This is a genomic window from Stenotrophomonas sp. YAU14A_MKIMI4_1, assembly GCF_003086855.1.
Classification (GTDB): domain Bacteria; phylum Pseudomonadota; class Gammaproteobacteria; order Xanthomonadales; family Xanthomonadaceae; genus Stenotrophomonas.
In genome coordinates, this window is record NZ_CP025998.1 from 820,469 (window position 1) to 840,516 (window position 20,048).

A 20,048-nucleotide genomic window follows, 5' to 3' on the forward strand; every position below is an offset into this window, starting at 1 on the left:
TCTAGCCGTCGGTTCTAGCCGCCGGCTTTACTTCAGCTTGGCGTCGGCGCGCAGGGCGGCGGCGCGGTCGGTCTTCTCCCAGGAGAAGGCCGTGGCGTTGACGGTTTCGCCTTCGCCGTTGAGGTAGCTGAACTCCTTCGGCTTGCGGCCGAAGTGGCCGTAGGCCGCGGTCTGCTGGTACATCGGGTGGATCAGGTCCAGCATCTTGATGATGCCGTACGGGCGCAGGTCGAAGTGCTTGCGGATCAGCTTCTCGATCTTGTCGTCGCTGATCTTGCCGGTGCCGAAGGTGGTGACCGAGATCGAGGTCGGCTCAGCCACGCCGATGGCGTAGGAGACCTGCACTTCGCAACGGTCGGCCAGGCCGGCGGCAACCACGTTCTTGGCAACGTAGCGGGCCGCGTAGGCAGCCGAACGGTCGACCTTGGACGGATCCTTGCCGGAGAACGCGCCACCACCGTGACGGGCCCAGCCGCCGTAGGTGTCGACGATGATCTTGCGGCCGGTCAGGCCGCAGTCGCCCACCGGGCCGCCGATCTCGAACTTGCCGGTCGGGTTGATGTGGAACTTGGTGCCCTTGTGCAGCCACTTGGCCGGCAGCACCGGCTTGATGATCTCTTCGCGGACGGCCTCGATCAGGTCCTTCTGCTTGATGCCCGGGGCATGCTGGGTCGACAGCACGACCGCATCGATGGCCGAGACTTCGCCGTTTTCATAGCGCAGGGTGACCTGGCTCTTGGCATCCGGGCGCAGCCACGACAGCGGCGAGTTGCGCTTCTTGCGGATCTTGGCCTGCTGTTCCACCAGGCGGTGCGACAGGTGGATCGCCGCCGGCATGTAGCTGTCGGTTTCGTTGGTGGCGTAGCCGAACATCAGGCCCTGGTCGCCAGCGCCCATTTCTTCGGGCTTCTTGCGGTCCACGCCCTGGGCGATGTGCGGCGACTGCTTGCCGATCAGGTTCAGCACGCCGCAGGTGGCGCCGTCGAAGCCGACGTCCGAGCTGTCATAGCCGATGTCCGTGATGACCTTGCGGGTCAGCGCTTCCAGGTCGATCCATGCGCTGGTGGTGATTTCACCGGCGACGATGGCAACACCGGTCTTGACCATGGTTTCGCAGGCCACGCGGGCGCGCTGGTCCTGGGTCAGGATCGCGTCCAGCACCGCATCGGAGATCTGGTCGGCAACCTTGTCCGGATGGCCTTCGGAGACCGACTCGGAGGTGAAGAGATAGCTGGACATCAGGCGGTATATCCCTTGATTCGGATGGAAAGATGGGCGCGCATGATACACGGGGTGCGCCGCCTGTGCATTGTGAACCCAGACAGGTTGCCGGTGGTTAAGGCGGTGTGCCCATCTTCACGGGTCCTGCGGGGCGCAAGTACCTGATGTTGCAGGGGCAGTGTTCCATTGGCGTGACCATTGGCAGGCCGGCGGGGCGGGGGGATGCGCGGGGCGGGACGGTCATTTTTCTGCCGCCAAACCGCCATCTGCCTGCCTTGGCCGGGGCGCAGGCTCTGCGCCAATCCGGCCGCCGGGCACCCGCGAGCACGCCATGCAGGAACTGCAGCAGCGCCTCCAGCAACGCTTCCCCGAATGGTTCCATGGCCGCCGGGGGCAGCTTGCCCGGCCCCTGCTGCGCGGTATCGGTCGCTGGTCGCGGCTGGACCGCATCGAGGCCTTCCTGCAGCGCAGCGAGGGCCTGCGCGGTTTCGATTTCGTCGCCGCCAGCCTGGATTTCCTGGGCAGCCCGTACCAGCTGGAAGCCGGCGCACTGGATCGCATTCCGGCGCAGGGGCGGCTGCTGATCGTGGCCAACCATCCGTCCGGGGCGCTGGACGCGCTGGCCCTGCTGGATGCGGTGGGCCGGGTGCGGCGCGATGTCCGCATCGTGGCCAACGACCTGCTGGGCGCGCTGGCGCCGCTGCAGGAGCTGCTGCTGCCGGTGCGCATGCTGGGCGGCAAGGTGCAGCGCGCCAGCCTGCAGGCGGTGGAACAGGCGCTGGCCGCCGAACAGTGCGTGATCGTGTTCCCCGCCGGTGAAGTGTCGCGGCTGTCGGTGCATGGCATCCGCGATGGGCGCTGGCAGCGTGGCTTCGTCCGTTTCGCCCGCGCATCGTCGGCGCCGGTGCTGCCGGTGCGGGTGCAGGCGCGCAATTCACTGCTGTTCTACAGCGCCTCGGCCTTGTTCAAGCCGGCCGGCACCGCCTTGCTGGCGCGCGAGATGTTCGCCCGCCGCGGGCGCCCGTTGCGGCTGCAGATCGGCCAGCCGATGCAGCTCGCCCACGGTGATGCCAGCGCCCAGCTGCTGGCGGTGCGGCGCGCGCTGTATGCACTGCGCTGCAGCGACGCGGCCGCGCCGGCGCAGGAACCGCTGGCCGCACCGCTGCCGCCGGCCGAGGTGGCCCGGGCTGTGGCGACGGCCCAGCTGCTGGGCCAGACCGGTGACGGCAAGCAGATCCTGCTGGCGCGCTGCGCAGCGGGTTGCCCGCTGCTGCTGGAACTGGGGCGCCTGCGCGAACTGACCTTCCGCCGCGTGGACGAGGGCACCGGTCGCGCGCGCGATCTGGACGCGTTCGATCTGGACTACCAGCACATCGTGATCTGGGATGCGGTGGCGCAGCGCATCGCCGGTGCCTACCGCATCATGCGCGGCGCCCAGGCGCTGGCCCGTCGCGGCCTGGGCGGCCTCTACAGCGCTTCGCTGTTCCGTTATTCCGACGATGCGATTCCGCGCATCGCCGAAGGGCTGGAACTGGGACGCAGCTTCGTGGTGCCCGAGTACTGGGGCAGCCGCAGCCTGGATTATCTGTGGCAGGGCATCGGTGCCTACCTGCAGTGCCAGCCGGGCATCCGCTACCTGTTCGGCGCGGTGTCCATCAGTGCGGCACTGCCGCGCGATGCGCGTGAGCAGCTGGTGGCCTACTACCAGCGTTACCACGGTGGCGCGCAGGGCCTGGTCGAATCGCATCGCCCGTTCCAGTATTTCGCCGCGCCGCCCAGCTACGGTGAACTGGACGCTGCCGGTGCCTTCGAGGTGCTGAAGGCCAACCTGGCCGCACTGGGAACGGTGGTGCCAACGTTGTACCGGCAATACACCGAGCTGTGCGAACCCGGTGGTGCCCGCTTCCTGGCCTTCGGTGTCGATCCGGATTTCAGCGATTCCATCGACGGCTTGATCGAGGTGGACCTGCAGGCGATCCGGCCACACAAGCGCAAGCGCTACCTGCGCGATGCGGGGGCGGTGGCATGAGCGGGGTGGCGCCGCTGCCGCCGCGCCATCGGGCCGTGTTCGTGTCTGACGTGCACCTGGGCTCGCCGCATTGCCACGCCGCAGAACTGGCGGGCTTCCTGGGCCGGTTGCGCTGCGAGCGGCTGTACCTGGTGGGCGACATCATCGACCTGTGGTGGATGGCCCACCGCGGCGCGCGTTGGCGGCAGTCACACAGCGATGTGGTGCAGGCCCTGCACGCGCTGCACAGGGCAGGCACCGACATCATCTACATTCCCGGCAACCACGATGCCTCGCTGCGCCAGGTCTGCGGCATGATGCTGCCGGCCATGCAGGTGCGCCGGCGGGCCATCCACGTGACCGCCGATGGCCGCCGCCTGCTGGTGGTGCACGGTGACGACTACGACGGCGCCACCCACTTCGGCGGCCTGCAGGAGCGCTTCGGTGATTGGCTGTACTACCGCATCCTGACCGGCAACCGCCTGTTCAATGCGGTGCGGCGCCCGCTGGGGCTGCGCTACTGGTCGCTGTCCGAGTTCCTGAAGCGGCGCAGCAGTGCCGCCGAGCGTTACATCCAGCGCTTCGTGCAGGCCGGCCTGGACGATGTGCGCCGGCGGGGGCTGGACGGGATTGTCTGCGGGCACATCCATCGCGCGGCGCTGATCGAACGCGATGGCCTGGTCTATGCCAACGATGGGGACTGGGTGGAAAGCCTGAGCGCGCTGGCCGAAGACCATGACGGCGCCTTGCGCCTGCTCGACCACACCGGCCGGACCCTGGTCGAGTTGCCAGGCGCACGCATCCGACAGGCCGCCTGATGCCGCGCGAGGGGTAGAGTCGACTGTCAGTCGACTATCGCGCGCAGCGCGGGATTTTCGCGGTATGACGGAAGAGCAGTCGACTGACAGTCGACTCTACCGTCGTTCCGTCGTTCCGCCGTACGTCGACCCTGCGCGCGCCTTCGCGCTAGCATCGCGGCATGGACTCATTGACCCAGATCGTACTCGGTGGCGCGGTAGCTGCTGCCATCGCTCCGCCCGGCCATCGCCGCGCGGCCCTGTTGGCTGGCGCGGCGCTGGGCACCCTGCCGGACCTGGACGCGCTCTGGCTCGGCTTCACCGCCAGCGATCCGGTGGCGAACATGGTCGAGCACCGCAGCTTCAGCCACTCGCTGCTGGTGCTGCCCTGGGTGGCCGCCGCGATCTGGTGGCTGTTCAAACGCTTCGGTCATGGGCGCGTGGCACAGTCGCCAGTGCGCTGGTTCTGGGCAGTCCAGCTGGCGCTGGTGACCCATCCGCTGCTGGACGCGTTCACTGTCTACGGCACGCAGTTGTGGTGGCCGCTGCAGCCGCATCCTGCCATGGGCTCCAGTGTGTTCATCATCGACCCGGCCTACACCGTGTGGCTGCTGCTGGGCTGCGTGCTGGCCTGGTTCGGTCGCGCGCGGCCCTGGGCTGGCAAGGTGCTGGGCATGGCGCTGCTGGTCAGCAGCGCCTACCTGGGCTGGGGGCTGGTGGCCAAGGCGCAGGTGGACAAGGCCGCGCAGCAGAGCCTGGCCGCGATGGGCCTGGGCGATGCGCCGCGCTTCTCGGTGCCGATGCCGTTCAACACCCTGCTGTGGCGGGTGGTGGCGATGACGCCCAGTGGCTACGTGGTGGGCGACCGCTCGCTGTTGGCCGACGGTGGGCCGATGCAGTTCGAAGGGCATGCCTCGAACGTGCAGGCGCTGCGCGAGGCCGCGCACCTGCCTGCCGTGCAGCGCCTGCAATGGTTCAATCGCGGCTTCATGCGCGCGCAGGTGGTCGATGGCACCCTGGTGCTGAGCGATCTGCGCATGGGCCTGGAACCGGACTACACCTTCAACTTCGCCGTGGCCCGCCAGGCCGACGGACAGTGGCAGCCGATCGTGCCCGAGCAGCGCCGCACCGATTACAGCAGCCCGCAGGCGCGGGCCGCGATGAAGGGCCGGCTGGCGATGATGTGGCAGCGCATCTGGCACACCCCGTAGATCCACGCCATGCGTGGATGGGTTCTCAATACACCGTGGCGCGGCCCTGCACGAACGAATAGAAGAACACCGCGTTGGGATCGTTCTGCACCAACCGGAACTCGCGGCGCATGCCTTCCACGGTCTCCTCATCCACCGCACCGGCCTGCAGCAGCTGGTCGGCCGCCGACAGCAGCAGCTGTTCCCAGAACGCAATCATGGTCTTGCGGCGCGCCGGTTCGCGGTTGTCCAGGTGGATGGTCTTGATCTCGGTATGCACGTCGCGGAAGCCGCCGGCCAGCAGCAGGTTGCCCAGCTTGGCGCCGACGAACGGGTCGCCGCCGTGGTCGTATTGGAAGTCGTTGAAGGCCATCCAGTAACGCCAGATGTGCGGCGAATACGGATCGAGCAGGAACGAGGCATTCATCACTTCGGTGATGTACACCGGCGAACCCGGCGCCAGCACGCGGCGGACTTCGCTCAATACGCGGGCCGGCGAAGGCACGTGCTCCAGCACCCAGCACAGGAAGGCCGAATCGAAGCTGCGCGCCTCGAACGGCAGCTCACCGGCATCGGCCTGCTGCAGGGTGTAGCGGTCGCTGCACCAGGGCGTGCGCGCCAGGTTCTCGCGCGCCGTGGCCAGCTGGGCCTCGCTCAGGTCCACGCCGGTCACGTGCAGGTCGGGGAAACGGCGCAGCAGGATCTCGGTCTGCGCGCCCACGCCGCTGCCCACTTCCAGCAGGCGGCGGGCGCCGCTGTAGTCGATCTGGCCGAAGATGCTTGATTCCAGCAGGCGTGCCTGGGTCATCAGGCGCTGCTGTTCGGTGCCGGAAAAACCGTGCAGATAGGTGGGGGAAGAGATCGGCGGGGTCATGGCGGGCTCGTGTGGCGGTCGAGTTTGCTGGGGAGCGTCGAGCTTGCTCGATGCAGGGTGCGTAGAGTCGAGCTTGCTCGACTGTTTTGAAGATCAGTCGAGCAAGCTCGACTCTACAAGTGCGGTGGTCGAGCAAGCTCGACTCTACCAATGCGGTGGTCGAGCAAGCTCGACGTTGCGAATGGGCTGTGGTCAGGCGGCTGTGGGCATGGCCGGCTCCCCGGCGATCAGGCGGTCGAAGTATTCGGCCGTCAGTGCGATCTGGCTGGCTGGGTCTTCGGCGCGGTTCACCACGGCGCGGAAGGCAGCGTTTTCCGGGCGGTCCTTGGCGTACCAGCCCAGGTGCTTGCGGGCGATGCGCACGCCCTGCGGTTCACCGTAGAACGCGTGCAGTGCATGCAGGTGGCCCAGCAGGATGTCGCGCACTTCGGCCAGCGACGGCGGCGGCAGTTCCTGGCCGGTGGCCAGATAGTGCGCCACTTCGCGGAAGATCCACGGCCGGCCCTGTGCGGAACGGCCGATCATCACCGCGTCCACCCCGGTCTGCTGCAACACCTGCGCCGCCTTCTGCGGCGAATCGATGTCGCCGTTGGCGATGACCGGAATGCGCAGCGCGGCCTTGATCTCGGCAATGGTGCTGTATTCGGCCTGGCCGGTGTAATGCTGGTCGCGGGTGCGGCCATGCACCGCCAGCGCGGCAATGCCACTGTCCTCGGCAATGCGCGCAATCAGCGGGCCATTGCGGTGGTCGCAGTCCCAGCCGGTGCGGATCTTCAGGGTGACCGGCACCGGCACCGCGTTCACCACCGCCTCCAGGATGCGCGCCACCAATGCCTCGTCGCGCATCAGCGCGGAACCGGCCCAGGCGTTGCACACCTTCTTGGCCGGGCAGCCCATGTTGATGTCGATGATCTGCGCGCCGTGGTCGACGTTGTAGCGGGCGGCCTCGGCCAGCTGCTGCGGCTCGGTGCCGGCAATCTGCACACTGATGGGAGCAGGCTCGCCGTCATGGTCCATGCGGTGGATCGATTTGCGCGTGTTCCAGAAGCGCGGGTCGCTGATGGTCATTTCCGAGGCGGCCAGACCCGCACCCAGCCGTTTGCACAGCAGGCGGAACGGCTTGTCGGTGACGCCGGCCATGGGCGCGAGCACGACGTTGGGGGCAATGGTGTACGGGCCGATCTGCATGTGCCCATTGTAGGGCGCGGGCGGGGCGAAGGCCCGCTGCCAGGGGCGCCCATTCAGGCCGATCCGGACCGAGGTCATGCCGCACGGGAATCAGCAGATGCTTGACGGTTGCTTCCACCGCCCCAAGGGCTGGGCCATGGTAGGCGGCTGGGTCAGGCGCTAACGCCCATCCACGCATGGCGTGGATCTACTGCCCCTAAAGTCCGATCATGGTGGGCGGCGGGACACAGAAAACCCCGGGCATTCGCACGCCCGGGGTTCTCCTTCACGCATGGCGTGGATTTACACGTCAGCCGGGGTGAAGCGCGGCATGGCCGCGGCGGCGCCTTCCTTTTCGGTGGAACGGCCGGCGAACTGGTTGGCGAAGCGCACGTGGCGCGCGAACGGGGCGTCCGGCACCTGGGCGATCGAAGCGGCCAGTGCGCCGTTGAACGCGTCACCGGCACCGGTGGTGTCGATCGCCTGCACCTGTTCGGCACCCACGCGGTAGTAGGGCTGCGTATCGCCGCGCAGCTGCTCGTCGGCATGCGACACGAACACACCCACCGCACCCAGGGTGACCACCACGGTGCCGTTGCCCACCAGCTTGCGGCACAGCGCATGCAGGCTGGCGCCATCCAGTGCGGCCACATCGTCGGCGTCCACGCGCTCGCCCACGTGGCGGCCGAGCAGGGCGGCGAACTCGGTCTCGTTCGGGGTGATCACATCGGCCAGCTTCAGCAGGCCGATGCTCGAGGGGGCATCGGCCGGGGCCGCGTTGAGCACGGTGGTCACACCGGCTTCGCGGGCGGCGGCCAGCGCCGCTTCGATGGTCTGCACCGGCGATTCCAGCTGCACCAGCACCACCTTGGCGCCGGCCAGCAGGGCCTGCTGCTGCTGCAGGAAGTCGGTGCTGAGGGCGGCATTGGCGCCGGGGCCGATCACGATGGTGTTGCGGCCACGGGCATCCACATAGATGCCGGCGGTACCGGTCGGCTCGGCGCTGGCTTCGGCGATCAGGGCGAAGCCGTCCTGCGCGGCCAGGTCACGGGCCATGGCGCCACCGGCGTCGTCGCCCAGCGCGCACAGGAAGTGCGTGTCGGCACCGGCACGGCTGGCGGCTACGGCCTGGTTGAAGCCCTTGCCACCCGGGCCGGTGCTGTAACGGCCGGCAATGGTCGCACCCGGTGCCGGCAGTGCTTCGCACCGCCACACGTGATCGACATTGAAGGAACCGACGACAACGACACTGCTGCTCATAGGGAATCTTTTCTCAAACAGGGGTTCAGCTGAAATGGGTCAGCACGCCGGCGATGGTGGCCGTCATGAAGGTAGCGATGGTACCGCCCAGCACCGCGCGCAGGCCGAACTTGGCCAGGTCGTGGCGACGTTCGGGGGCCAGGCCACCGATGCCACCGATCTGGATGGCGATCGAGCTGAAGTTGGCAAAGCCGCACAGCGCATAGGTCGCGATCAGGCGGCCTTCGTCGGACAGGCTCACGCCGGCCACCTGGCCGTTCACGATCTGCGACAGCTCGGTGTAGGCCACGAACTCGTTGATCACGACTTTCTGGCCGATCAGCGAGCCCACCGTGGTGGCGTCGGCCCACGGGGTGCCGATCACCCAGGCAATCGGCGCCAGCACGTAGCCGAAGATGGTGGACAGGTTGGTCGGCTTGCCGATGGCGGCAGCCAGGCCGGTCACATCACCGATCCAGGTCAGCGGGGCATTCAGCAGGGCGATCAGGGCGATGAAGGCCAGCAGCATGGCGCCGATGTTCAGGGCCAGCTTCAGGCCATCGCCGGCGCCGGCAGCAGCGGCGTCGATGATGTTGCTGGAGGTCTTCTCCACTTCCATCTTCACCGTACCGCGGGTCAGCGGGGTGCCGGTTTCCGGAATCAGCAGCTTGGCCACCACCAGGGTGGCCGGCGCGGCCATGATGCTGGCGGCCAGCAGGTGCTTGGCGTAGAACGCCTGCTGCACCGGGTCGCCACCGCCCAGCATGCCCACGTAGGCCGCCAGCACGCCGCCGGCGATGTGGGCCATGCCGCCGATCATCATGGTCAGCAGCTCGGACTGGGTCATCTTCGGAATGTACGGGCGCACGGTCAGCGGCGCCTCGGTCTGGCCGATGAAGACGCTGGCGCAGACACTGGTGGTTTCCGCACCGGACACGCGCATCACCTTGGTGATCGACCATGCCATCACGCGCACGATGCCCTGCATGATGTTCAGGTGGTACATCACGCCCATCAGCGCCGAGAAGAAGATGATGGTCGGCAGCACCTGGAAGGCGAAGATGAAGCCGTAATTCTTGGTGTCCATCAACGAGCCGAAGATGAAGCCCGAGCCTTCGTTGACGAAGCTCAGCACCTTCACGAAGCCCTTGCCCAGGGCGTCGAACACATCACGACCGCCCGGCACCAGGATCACCAGCGCCGCGAACGCGATCTGCAGGGTGATGCCGGTGACGACCAGTTTCCAGTCCACCGCGCGCTTGTTGTTGGAAAACAGCCAGGTGATGCCGATCAGCACCGCCAACCCGAACAGGCCGAAGCCGATCCTGCCCAAACCTTCGACCATGTGGTGACTCCCCTGGGGCGTCGCGAAAAACGGGAAGCCTAGTGCAGGGCAGGGGCCGGAGCAAGGAAAAGCCGCCTGCCGGTTCCCATCGGCACCGAACAAGCCAGCAACGGCAAGGGCTTGGCGGTTGCCGGGACAGGTAGAATGGGGGCTCGATCCCGGCCCGGATGCGGGCCTGCAGCAGGAGATTGTCATGCTCTACCGTCGCCTGGGCTCCACTGGCCTGCCGATTTCCGCCCTGTCCTTCGGCGCCTGGGTGACCTTCGGCGACCAGGTCGCCCGGGACGAGTCGCGCAACCTGGTGGCCGCCGCCTGGGATCATGGCATCAACTTCTTCGACAACGCCGAGGGCTATGCCAACGGCCGCGCCGAGCAGGTGATGGGCGATGTGATTGCCGATCTGCGGCTGCCGCGCGACGGCTACTGCGTGTCCAGCAAGGTGTTCTTCGGCAGTGCCAAGGACCCGCGGCCGACCCAGCGCGGCCTGTCGCGCAAGCATGTGACCGATGCCTGCCACGCCGCGCTCAAGCGCCTGCGGGTGGACTATCTGGACCTTTATTACTGCCACCGCCCGGATCCGGACGCGCCCATCGCCGAAACCGTGCACGCCATGGATACCCTGGTGCGGCAGGGCAAGGTGCTGTACTGGGGCACGTCGGAATGGTCGGCCGCGCAGATCCAGCAGGCGCTGGAAGTGGCCGCGCGGCACAACCTGCAGGGCCCGTCGATGGAGCAGCCGCAGTACAACCTGCTGCACCGCGAGCGGGTGGAAGTGGAATACGCCCCGCTGTATGAAGCGCCGGGCCTGGGCACCACCATCTTCTCGCCGCTGGCGTCGGGGCTGTTGAGCGGCAAGTACGACGATGGCATTCCCGCCGACGCGCGCCTGGGCCGTGACGGCATGGGCTGGCTGCAGGACCTGGTGCTGGGCGACAACGCTGCCGCGCGCCTGGCCCAGGTTCGCCGCTTCAGCCAGGTCGCCCGCGAGCTGGGGCATGCCCCGGCCAGCCTGGCCATTGCCTGGTGCCTGCGCAACCCGAACGTGTCCAGCGTCATCCTCGGCGCCAGCCGGGTGCCGCAGCTGCTGCAGAACCTGCAGGCGCTGGACGTGCTGGCGCAGATGGACGAGGCCGGCTGGGCACGGGTGGAAGCCGCGTTCGTCTGATCGCCCTGGTGGCGCCGGACCCGCGCGCCACGCCTTGCGTAGAGTCGAGCTTGCTCGTCTGCTCCTGCCTTTGCCTTTCGTAGAGTCGAGCTTGCTCGACTGCTCCTGAGCAAGCGCAGTCGAGCAAGCTCGACTCTACCCAATCAATAGCCACTGTCTATTGAAATTAACAATTCAATAGATAATCTCATTGCCCGAATTGAGAATGGTTGTTGATTGTCAACTGAGAATCATTATCATCTATCGCGTCCCTCGCACGAGTCCAGACGCTCATGAATGCTCAACCTGTACTGCTGCGCCCCGAAACGCTGACCCTCCGCGACCGCCCGGTGCGTGCCGTTCCGGCCGAAGAGGTCATCGACAGCGAAGCCCTGCTCAAGGGCCGTCGTGAAATCCTGATCCAGCACGGCGACCGTTTCTATCGGCTGCGCCACACCAGCAACGACAAGCTGATCCTGACCAAGTAACGCGGCCCGGTCGCCCGCACCCCTCCCACCTGCCGGCCCGCTGGCAGGGTGGGCGACCCGTCCGCTCCCGCTCTCTCCCCCTCGGCTGTCCGTGCACGTTCTGCGTGCCGGTGGCCGGGGGTTCCCCCTGTGTGCCCGAAGACCCAAGACCGATGACCCGCCAGACCGCCCTGTCGATCGCCCTGTGGATGGCCCTGCCGCTGTCCGCCCATGCCGCCGCCGAAGCCGATGCCGCGCCCGACGCGCGCGAATTTGATCGCGTGCAGGTCACCGCCACGCGCACCGAGCGCGCCGTGAGCGATGTGGCCGCCACGGTGGATGTGATCGACCGCGAACAGATGGACCGCCATCTGGTGCAGGACCTCCAGGACCTGATCCGCTACGAGCCGGGTCTGTCGGCCAGCCGCAGCGCGACCCGCTTTGGTCTGGGCAGCATCCGCATCCGTGGCCTGGACGGCAACCGCGTGCGCATCCAGACCGATGGCATCGCCATGCCGACCAGCTTCAGCATCGGCTCGTTCTCCAACGCCAACCGCAACTTCACCGATCTGGACACGCTCAAGCGCGTGGAGATCGTGCGCGGCCCGGCCAGTTCGCTGTACGGCTCCGATGCGCTGGGTGGCGTGGTGGCCTTCGTCACCAAGGACCCCACCGATTACCTGAAGGATGGCAAGGACAGCTACGTTGGCCTGAAGTTCGGCTACGACGGTGAATGGCAGGGCCTGCTGGGCGGCATCACCACCGCCTTTGGCGGCGACCGCTGGAGCGGCATGGTCAACATCAACCACCGCCAGGGCCAGGAAACCGACAACCAGGGCGACGTGCGCAGCCGCAACAACACCCGTACCGCGGCCAATCCACAGGATCGCGACGGTCGCAGCGGCCTGGCCAAGCTGGTATTCGCGCCCAGCGCGGACCAGCGCTTCCGCCTGACCGTGGAAGGCAACGAGGACAGCACCGATACCGATGTGCTGTCGCTGATCGACCGCACCACCACCACCGGCATGAAAGCGCACGACACCCAGGAACGCACCCGCGTGTCCTTCGCCCATGAAATGGATGCGCTGGACAAGGCCTTCGCCGACAGCCTGCACTGGCAGGTCTACAGCCAGCACAGCGAAACCACCCAGGTTACCGACGAAGACCGTGCCAACCGCACCCGTCGCCATCGCGAGTTCAACTTCGACCAGCAGGTGTACGGCCTGCAGGCGCAGTTCAACAAGGCCTTCAGCACCGGCAGCGTGGAACACGCACTGACCTATGGCTTCGAAGGCGCGCGCACCGAGATCCGGCAGAAGCGCGATGGCTACCAGGTGCTGGCCAACGGCCAGGTGACCAGCACGCTGCTGCCCGATGTGTTCCCGGTGCGCGATTTCCCGATCAGCAAGACCACCGAACTGGGCCTGTATGCACAGGACGAAATGCGCATGGCCGGCGGCAAGCTGTCGCTGGTGCCGGGCGTACGCGTGGACCGTTACGAGCTGAAGCCGGACGTGGATTCGATCTTCGCCCAGGATAATCCCGGCGTTGCCGTCACCAAGCTGGAAAAGACCAGCGTCTCGCCCAAGCTGGGCATGGTCTATCGCTTCAGCGATGCCTGGTCGCTGTTTGCCGGCTATTCGCGCGGTTTCCGCTCGCCGCCGTACAACGACGTCAACCTGGGCTTCACCAACTTCGCCTTCGGCTACACCGCCATTCCCAACCCGGATCTGAAGCCGGAAACCAGCGATGGCGTGGAACTGGGCCTGCGTTTCCTGTCGCCGGCGGCGTACGTCAGCCTGAGTGGCTACTACAACGACTACAAGGATTTCATCGAGTCGCAGTCGCTGGTCGGCACCAACGCGCAGGGCCTGATGGTGTTCCAGTCGCGCAACATCGCCGATGCGCGCATCTACGGCGCCGAACTGAAGGCCGGCGTGGATTTCGGCCAGATCAGCCCCGCGCTGCAGGGCTGGGCGCTGCGCAGCGCGGTGGCCTGGTCGCGCGGTGACAACAAGACCGAAGACACCCCGCTGGATTCGGTGGACCCGATGCGCGGCACGGTCGGCCTGATGTACGACACCGATACCTGGGGCGTCGAGCTGGCCGGTACCTTCGTCAAGCGCAAGGACCGGGTTGCCTCGGCCACGGTCTACCGCCCGGCCGGCTATGGCGTGGCCGACCTGATGGCGCACTGGAACTTTGCTCCGGGCGCCACCTTCAACGTGGGCGTGTTCAACCTGGGCGACAAGCGCTACATCGACTGGTCCAACGTTGGCTCGACCCTGTCGGCCAGCAGCAGCGTGCTGGACCGCTATACCAGCCCCGGCCGCACGCTGTCGGCCAGCCTTGCCGTTTCCTGGTGAATCCCATGAGCCGAGCCCTGTCTGCACGTCGTCTGTCGTCGTCCCTGCCGCGGGTGCCGCTGCAGGTCTGGCCCACGCCGGCGCAGCTGGCTGCGCTCGGCACCGTGCTGTGCCTGTACCACGCCGATGGCAGCGAGATCGGCGGCTGGCGCCAGGCGGTTTCGGTGCACGCCTGCCAGGGCGTGGACAGCGAAGGCCTGCGCGAAAGCCTGTGTTTCCTCGATGCCCGCGGCCGTTGCGTATGGCGCCTGTACCTGCTGCCGGACAGCGATTTCCTGGCCTGGGACCGGCTGGTGGCCGCGTTGCCGTCGGCGCCGCCGCGCGATGTCGATGGCAGCGTGGGCGAACGCCTGTGGCGGCGCCTGGCCGGCCACCTGGGCGGGCAGCGCTGGCGCCTGTGCGCACTGCGCCTGCATGCGGCCGAAGAGGGCCGCACGCTGGCCGCCAGCCTGTCCACGCTGTCGTCGCTGGGGGCGGCCACCGCGCGCCGCATCGCCCGCCTGGAAGGTGCAGAGGGCGAACTGGCCATCGATGACTGCTGCTGTGCCGACGCCGCGCGCCGCCCGGCCCCGCGCGCGCCGGACGATCTGCCGCTGGTGCGCCTGTAAGCGCGCGCCCGCTGCAACGCTCCTGATGGAACGACTACCGGCCACGGATGGCCTTTCCAAGAACCGTAGAGCCAAGGACATTCGATGAAGTTGCAGACAGCCAGTGCGATGCTGCTGCTCGCCGCCACCGGCGCAGCCCACGCCCAGCCCTCCGACATCGCCCGCGACCATGCCAGCATCCTGGCCATGCAGGGCGAATACACCGTGGATTTCGCCTTCGACGAAACCGTACTGCTGAAGCCGGGCTACGAACGCGCGCCGGCCATGCGCAGCGGCGGCAACGAAGTGGTGGTGGTGGTGGAAGACAGCCCGAAGCGTGTGGTGCTGCAGCACCTGCTGCTGGATGAAAAGAGCGGCCATGTGACCAAGCACTGGCGGCAGGACTGGGTGTACGAGGCGCCGAACCGTTTCGAATTCAGCGCCGAGCAGACCTGGCAGGTACGTACCATCCCGGCCGCGCAGAACCAGGGTGCCTGGACCCAGTGCGTGTACGAAGTGAGTGATGCCCCGCGCTACTGCGGCACCGGGCGCTGGAGCTATGACAACAACGTGGCGACCTGGACCAGCGATCTGAGCTGGCGCCCGTTGCCGCGCCGTGAGTACACCAAGCGCAGCGACTACAACGCGCTGGCGGTGATCAACCGCCACACGCTGACCCCGAACGGCTGGACCCACGAGCAGTTCAACACCAAGGTGCAGCGCAACGCCGATGGCAGCCAGGTGGAAATCGCCCGCGAGTTCGGCTTCAACGACTACATCAAGACCACCGATGTCGATTTCACCCCGGCCCGCGATTACTGGAAGGCCACCGCCGGTTACTGGGGCAAGGTGCGCCAGCGCTGGGACGGCTTCCTTGGCCAGGCCCCGGGCGTGCACCTGAAGACCAAGCTGGATGGCATGGCGATGATCATTCCGCTGTTCACCCAGGCCCAGGACATCCAGGACGGGAAGAAGGTGAAGGACGCGCAGATCGACGAGGTCTTCGCCAAGTACGTGGAAAAGGCGCCTCTGTAGCGTCGAGCCCTGCTCGACTGCGTCTCTCCGGCAGCGCATCCACGCGTGGCGTGGATCTACCGGGGCACCGCATCCACGCATGGCGTGGATCTACCTCCGCTTTGGTGGGTGCCGGGCTTGCCCGGCACCGCATCCACGCATGGCGTGGATCTACCGGGGTTCCGTAGCCACGCATGGCGTGGATCTACCGGGGTTCCGTAGCCACGCATGGCGTGGATCCATCGGGCCGCCTGCAGTAGATCCACGCCATGCGTGGATGCGCTTATTCCTTGAACATCAGAAACGCGGCGATCACGATCAGCCCGAACGCGGCCCAGTGGTTCCACTTCAGCGGCTGGTCCAGGTAGAACGCGGAAAACACCGCGAACACCAGCAGGGTGATCACTTCCTGCATGCCCTTCAGCTGCGGCGCTGAATACACCGCGCTGCCGAGCCGGTTGCCCGGCACCTGCAGGCAGTATTCGAAGAAGGCGATGCCCCAGCTGACCATGATGACCAGCATCAGCGGCGCGCTCTTGTACTTCAGGTGCCCGTACCAGGCAAAGGTCATGAACACGTTGCTGGCCACCAGCAACAGCACCGGGTACAGGTAAGCAGTGAACGGCATCGGCGTACGCCCTGGGGGAAAGGCGGCAAGCATACGCAGCGCGGCGTGGACTGCACATCCACGCCGCGCTGTCCGTACTCAGGCCTCGCGCAGGGCCAGCGCCGGCGGGGTGTGCAGGATCCGACGGGTACCCCACCAGCCGGCCAGCAGGCTCAGGCCGATGCCCAGCACGCCGCCCAGCAGCAGGCCCGGCCAGGGCGGCAGCAGCGGCAGTTCGAACACCTTCTGCGAGACCAGCAGGCCGATCGCCGCCGCTGCACCCACGGCCAGCGTGGCGGCCAGGGTGCCCAGCGCACCGAATTCCACCAGCACCGCGCCGCGCAGCTGGCGGCGGGTGGCGCCCAGCGTGCGCAGCACCGCGCTGTCGTAGCGGCGCTCGCCGGCGGTGGCCTGCAGCGCCGCCAGCAGCACCAGCACGCCGGCCAGCAGGCTGAACACCATCACCAGCTGCACCGCCTGCGCGACCCGGTTCATCACATCGCGCACCTGCGAAATCACCGCGTCCACATCCAGCAGGGACAGGTTGGGCTGCGCCCGCACCAGCTCACCCAGACCCGCGGCCTGGCCGGCGGGCAGATGGAAGGCCGACAGCAGGTTGTGCGGGGTATCGCCCACCGCGTTGGGGTTCAGCAGCACGAAGAAGTTCGGCCGGAAGGTGCTCCAGTCGGCCTTGCGGATGCTGCTGACGGTGAACTCGCGCTGCTGCTCGCCGACGGCAATGGTGATGCGATCGCCCAGGTGCGCGCCGTAGCGCCGCGCCCAGCCGGTTTCCACCGACGCTTCCGCAGCGCTGCTGCCGGCCTGCCAGAAGCGGCCTTCCAGCAGCGCATTGGCCGGTGGGAAGGTGCTGCGCCAACTGAAGTTCAGCGGGCGGTTCTCGTCGTCGTCCTCGCGCGGGCCATTGTTCGCCCCGTTGCCTTCGGCAGCGGCCTGGTCCACGCGCAGCGGCGGCTTGCCGTTGATCGCGATCAGGCGGCCGGTGGCCATCGGCTCGATGCTGGCATCGTCCGCGCCCAGGCCTCGCAGGGTGGCCAGCACGCTGTCGCGCTGTTCGGGCTGGATGTTGATCAGGAAGTAATTCGGGGTATCGGCCGGCAGGCGCTCGCGCCACTGCTGCAGCAGGCCCGGTCCGGTCACTGCCAGCAACAGCAGCGCGCACAGCGACAGCGACAGGCCTACCAGCTGCATTACCGCCAGCAGGCGGCGCCGGGTCAGTGCGGCCAGGCCCAGCCGCCAGTTGCCATGCAGGCGGTGCTGCAGGCCGCGCAGCACCTGCAGCAGCACAAAGCCGAGCACGCCGGCGGCCAGCGCCAGCGCGGCCAGCCCACCCAGCACCCACAGCGCCAGTTTTAGATCGCCGGTTACCTGCACCGCCAACAGCAGGCTGGCGCCCAGCGCGGCCACATAGGCCAGCAGCGAGGCCGGTGGCAGTGCGGCGAACGAACGGTTCAGCACCCGCATCGGCGGCACCCCACGCAGGCGCAGCAGCGGCGGCAGGCCGAAGCCGAACAGCAGCAACAGGCCGATGCCGGCGCCGGTCAGTGCCGGGGTGGCTTCAGGCAGCGGCAGGCGCTGCGGCACCAGACTGCCCAGCACCTGTACCAGGCCTTCCTGCGCGGCCATGCCCAGCGCGATGCCCACGGCACAGGCCGGCACCGCCAGCATCAGCAACTGCAGGGCCAGGCCCAGCAGGATGTCGCGCTGGCGCGCGCCCAGGCAGCGCAGCACGGCCACCTGGTCGATGCGGCGCAGGGCGAAGCGGTTGGCGGCCAGGGCCGTGGCCACGCCGGCCAGAAGCACCGCCAGCAGCGCGCTCAGGCCCAGGAAACGGCCCGCCAGATCGAAGGCCTGGCGCACCCCGCGCTGGGTGTCATCCACGCTCAGCACGCGCATGCCCTTGGTCTGGGGCAGCAGCCACTGCCGGAACGCGGCGATCTGCGCCGGTTCGCCGGCGAACATCAAGCGGTAGTTGATGCGGCTGCCGGGGCCGAGCAGGCCGGTACCGTCCACGTCGGCGCGGTTCACCAGCAGGGTAGGGGACAGCGTCAGCAGGTCGCCGCCGGTATCCGGCTCGGCTTCGATGATGCCGGCAATGCGCAGCGTGCCGGCACCGAATTCCAGATCATCGCCGGCCTTCAGGCCCAGCGCCTGCAGCAGCCGTGGGTCGGCGTAGGCCTGGCCCTTGGGCGGCATGCCGGCGCGCTCGATCAGCGCCCCGCCCGGGGTGGCGCGCACGCGCAGGCTGCCGCGCAGCGGGTAGCCCGCTTCCACCGCCTTGATGCTGGCCATCTGGCTGGCATCGCCCTGGAACAGCACGCTGCCGAAGCCGGCAATGCGGGTATGGGCCAGGCCGCGCCGCTGCGCTTCCTCGGCAAAGGCGGCCGGCGGTTCGTTGCGGCTGCCCACGCCCAGATCGCCGCCCAGCATTTCCGCGGCGCTGCCGGTCAGGGCCAGGTTCACCCGGTTCACCAGGGTGCCCACCGCGGTCATCACCGCCACGCCCAGCACCAGCGCGGCGAACACGGTCAGCAGGTCGCCGGCCAGCGCCTCGCGGCGCAGCGCACGCCAGGCATGGCGCAGCAGGTTCATGCGTGCGCCTCGTGGGCGACGTCCTGCAGGCGGCCGTTGTCGATGCGGTGGATGTGCTGGCAGCGCTGCGCCAGGCGCAGGTCATGGGTGACCAGCACCAGGGTGGTGCCACTGCTGGCATTGAGTTCGAACAGCAGGTCGCTGATGTGCTGGCCGGTGGCCTGGTCCAGCGAGCCGGTGGGCTCATCGGCGAACAGGATGCGCGGGCGGCTGACGAAGGCGCGGGCCAGGGCCACGCGCTGCTGCTCGCCACCGGACAACTGGCGCGGGTAGTGGCGGCCACGATGGGCCAGGCCCACCGCCTCCAGCACCTGCTGCACGCGGGCCGGGTCTTCGCGGCCGGCCAGTTCCAGCGGCAGGGCCACGTTCTCGGCGGCGGTCAGCGCCGGCAGCAGGTGGAAGCTCTGGAACACGAAGCCGACTTCGCGAGCGCGCAGTTGTGCCCGCGCTTCTTCGTCCAGCGCGCCCAGGTCCTGCCCGGCCAGGGCGATGCGGCCGTGGCTGGGCAGGTCCAGCCCGGCCAGCAGGCCCAGCAGGGTGGTCTTGCCGGAACCGGAGGCGCCGACAATGGCCACGCTGGTGCCTTCATGGACGGTCAGGGTGATGTTGTCCAGTATGTGGACTTCACCCTCCGGGCCCTGCACGGTCTTGCCGACCTGGTCGACGGCGATGGCGACGGGCGCGCTGCGGGGGGACAGGCTGTCGATGAGGAGACTCCAATGCGCATTACAGGATGGAGCCGGCAAGCCGGCACGATGATGGTGCTGCTGCTAGGGTTGCTGCTGGCGCCCCTGCTGGCCTGTGCCAAAGGTCCGGGCGGCACCGTGCTGGTGCTGGGCGACAGTCTCAGTGCTGCCCACAATATCCCGGCCGATGCCGGCTGGGTCAGCCTGCTGGACAAGCGGGTCAGGCAGCAGTCGAAAACCCCGCCGCGCATCGTCAATGCCAGCATGAGCGGGGAAACCACCGCTGGCGCGCTGACCCGCCTGCCGGGCCTGTTGGCCAGAGAGAAGCCCAGCGTGGTGGTGATTGCGCTGGGCGGCAACGATGCCCTGCGTGGGCTGACCCCGGTGCAGGTGCGCGGCAACCTGGAAAAGATGGTGCAGGCCAGCCAGAAGGCCGGGGCCAAGGTGCTGCTGCTGGGCATCGACGTACCGCCCAACTACGGCCCCGGCTACCGCCAGCGTCTGGCCGCGGTCTACCGGGGCCTGGCCGACCAGTACAAGGTGCCGCTGCTGCCGTTCCTGCTGGAAGGCGTGGCCCTGCAGCCGGGGCTGATGCAGGCCGACGGCCTGCACCCCACCGCCCAGGCGCAGCCGAAGGTGCTGGACAACGTGTGGCCGCTGCTCAAACCCCTGCTATGAACCGTTTCCGCGCGTCTTGACGGAACTTCACATCGCGTCCACCGTCGA

General features: G+C 67.9%; 17 protein-coding genes. 9 read left to right on the plus strand and 8 right to left on the minus strand.

Annotated elements, in window-relative coordinates; translation table 11 throughout:
- Positions 1–27: 27 nt before the first annotated feature.
- On the minus strand, positions 28–1,239 hold the full coding sequence (gene metK, locus C1931_RS03555; protein WP_108748558.1) for a methionine adenosyltransferase: 1,212 nt from the start codon (positions 1,237–1,239) through the stop codon (positions 28–30).
- A gap of 313 nt (positions 1,240–1,552) precedes the next feature.
- Here metK and C1931_RS03560 point away from each other — a divergent pair, with 313 nt between their 5' ends.
- The 3 genes from C1931_RS03560 (at position 1,553) to C1931_RS03570 (ending at position 5,237) form a co-directional block, all read left to right on the plus strand.
- The gene (locus C1931_RS03560; RefSeq protein ID WP_108755437.1) at positions 1,553–3,250 is read left to right on the plus strand and encodes a GNAT family N-acyltransferase; all 1,698 of its coding nucleotides are present in this window, start codon (positions 1,553–1,555) and stop codon (positions 3,248–3,250) included.
- Positions 3,247–4,047, plus strand: a complete 801-nt coding sequence (locus C1931_RS03565) for a UDP-2,3-diacylglucosamine diphosphatase (RefSeq protein ID WP_108755438.1) — start codon at positions 3,247–3,249, stop codon at positions 4,045–4,047. The genes C1931_RS03560 and C1931_RS03565 overlap by 4 nt, the downstream gene beginning before the upstream one ends.
- 161 nt (positions 4,048–4,208) lie before the next feature.
- Positions 4,209–5,237, plus strand: a complete 1,029-nt coding sequence (locus tag C1931_RS03570; protein ID WP_108755439.1) for a metal-dependent hydrolase — start codon at positions 4,209–4,211, stop codon at positions 5,235–5,237.
- A 25-nt stretch (positions 5,238–5,262) separates the two neighbouring features.
- Here C1931_RS03570 and C1931_RS03575 read toward each other — a convergent pair whose 3' ends face one another.
- From C1931_RS03575 to C1931_RS03590, 4 genes are all read right to left on the minus strand, one after another.
- Positions 5,263–6,090 carry a class I SAM-dependent methyltransferase gene (locus tag C1931_RS03575; protein ID WP_108755440.1) on the minus strand — a complete coding sequence of 276 codons (828 nt, stop codon included), beginning with the start codon at positions 6,088–6,090 and terminating at the stop codon, positions 5,263–5,265.
- Positions 6,091–6,282: 192 nt separating this feature from the next.
- The gene (gene dusB / locus C1931_RS03580; protein WP_108757641.1) at positions 6,283–7,278 is read right to left on the minus strand and encodes a tRNA dihydrouridine synthase DusB; all 996 of its coding nucleotides are present in this window, start codon (positions 7,276–7,278) and stop codon (positions 6,283–6,285) included.
- A 282-nt stretch (positions 7,279–7,560) separates the two neighbouring features.
- Entirely contained in the window at positions 7,561–8,517 is a 957-nt protein-coding gene (locus C1931_RS03585) for a ribokinase (RefSeq protein WP_108752205.1), read from the minus strand.
- A gap of 25 nt (positions 8,518–8,542) precedes the next feature.
- Entirely contained in the window at positions 8,543–9,841 is a 1,299-nt protein-coding gene (locus C1931_RS03590; protein ID WP_108748564.1) for a nucleoside transporter C-terminal domain-containing protein, read from the minus strand.
- 193 nt (positions 9,842–10,034) lie between these two features.
- On the opposite strand from C1931_RS03590, the gene C1931_RS03595 reads away from it, so the two are divergent.
- The 5 genes from C1931_RS03595 (at position 10,035) to C1931_RS03615 (ending at position 15,440) form a co-directional block, all read left to right on the plus strand.
- Positions 10,035–11,006 (plus strand): aldo/keto reductase, encoded by a 972-nt coding sequence (locus C1931_RS03595; RefSeq protein ID WP_108752206.1) that lies wholly within the window; start codon positions 10,035–10,037, stop codon positions 11,004–11,006.
- Positions 11,007–11,278: 272 nt separating this feature from the next.
- Positions 11,279–11,473, plus strand: coding sequence for a hemin uptake protein HemP (locus C1931_RS03600; RefSeq protein WP_108748566.1), 195 nt, complete (start codon positions 11,279–11,281; stop codon positions 11,471–11,473).
- A 152-nt stretch (positions 11,474–11,625) separates the two neighbouring features.
- Complete coding sequence (locus C1931_RS03605; protein WP_325051585.1) at positions 11,626–13,818, plus strand: TonB-dependent hemoglobin/transferrin/lactoferrin family receptor; 2,193 nt, start codon at positions 11,626–11,628, stop codon at positions 13,816–13,818.
- A 5-nt stretch (positions 13,819–13,823) separates the two neighbouring features.
- Positions 13,824–14,426, plus strand: a complete 603-nt coding sequence (locus C1931_RS03610) for a Hemin transport protein (RefSeq protein ID WP_108755441.1) — start codon at positions 13,824–13,826, stop codon at positions 14,424–14,426.
- A gap of 84 nt (positions 14,427–14,510) precedes the next feature.
- Positions 14,511–15,440: a DUF6607 family protein gene (locus C1931_RS03615; RefSeq protein ID WP_108755442.1), complete on the plus strand. Its 930-nt coding sequence runs from the start codon at positions 14,511–14,513 to the stop codon at positions 15,438–15,440.
- A gap of 262 nt (positions 15,441–15,702) precedes the next feature.
- On the opposite strand, the gene C1931_RS03620 is transcribed toward C1931_RS03615, so the two are convergent.
- The 3 genes from C1931_RS03620 to C1931_RS03630 all read right to left on the minus strand — a co-directional run bounded on the left by C1931_RS03620 (position 15,703) and on the right by C1931_RS03630 (position 19,280).
- On the minus strand, positions 15,703–16,047 hold the full coding sequence (locus C1931_RS03620) for a DMT family protein (protein WP_108755443.1): 345 nt from the start codon (positions 16,045–16,047) through the stop codon (positions 15,703–15,705).
- Positions 16,048–16,125: 78 nt separating this feature from the next.
- Entirely contained in the window at positions 16,126–18,636 is a 2,511-nt protein-coding gene (locus C1931_RS03625; protein ID WP_108755444.1) for an FtsX-like permease family protein, read from the minus strand.
- Positions 18,633–19,280 carry an ATP-binding cassette domain-containing protein gene (locus C1931_RS03630; protein ID WP_108755445.1) on the minus strand — a complete coding sequence of 216 codons (648 nt, stop codon included), beginning with the start codon at positions 19,278–19,280 and terminating at the stop codon, positions 18,633–18,635. Before C1931_RS03630 ends, C1931_RS03625 begins: the two co-directional genes overlap by 4 nt.
- A 75-nt stretch (positions 19,281–19,355) precedes the next feature.
- Here C1931_RS03630 and C1931_RS03635 point away from each other — a divergent pair, with 75 nt between their 5' ends.
- Positions 19,356–20,000 (plus strand): arylesterase, encoded by a 645-nt coding sequence (locus tag C1931_RS03635; RefSeq protein ID WP_108755446.1) that lies wholly within the window; start codon positions 19,356–19,358, stop codon positions 19,998–20,000.
- The last annotated feature ends 48 nt before the right edge of the window (positions 20,001–20,048 follow it).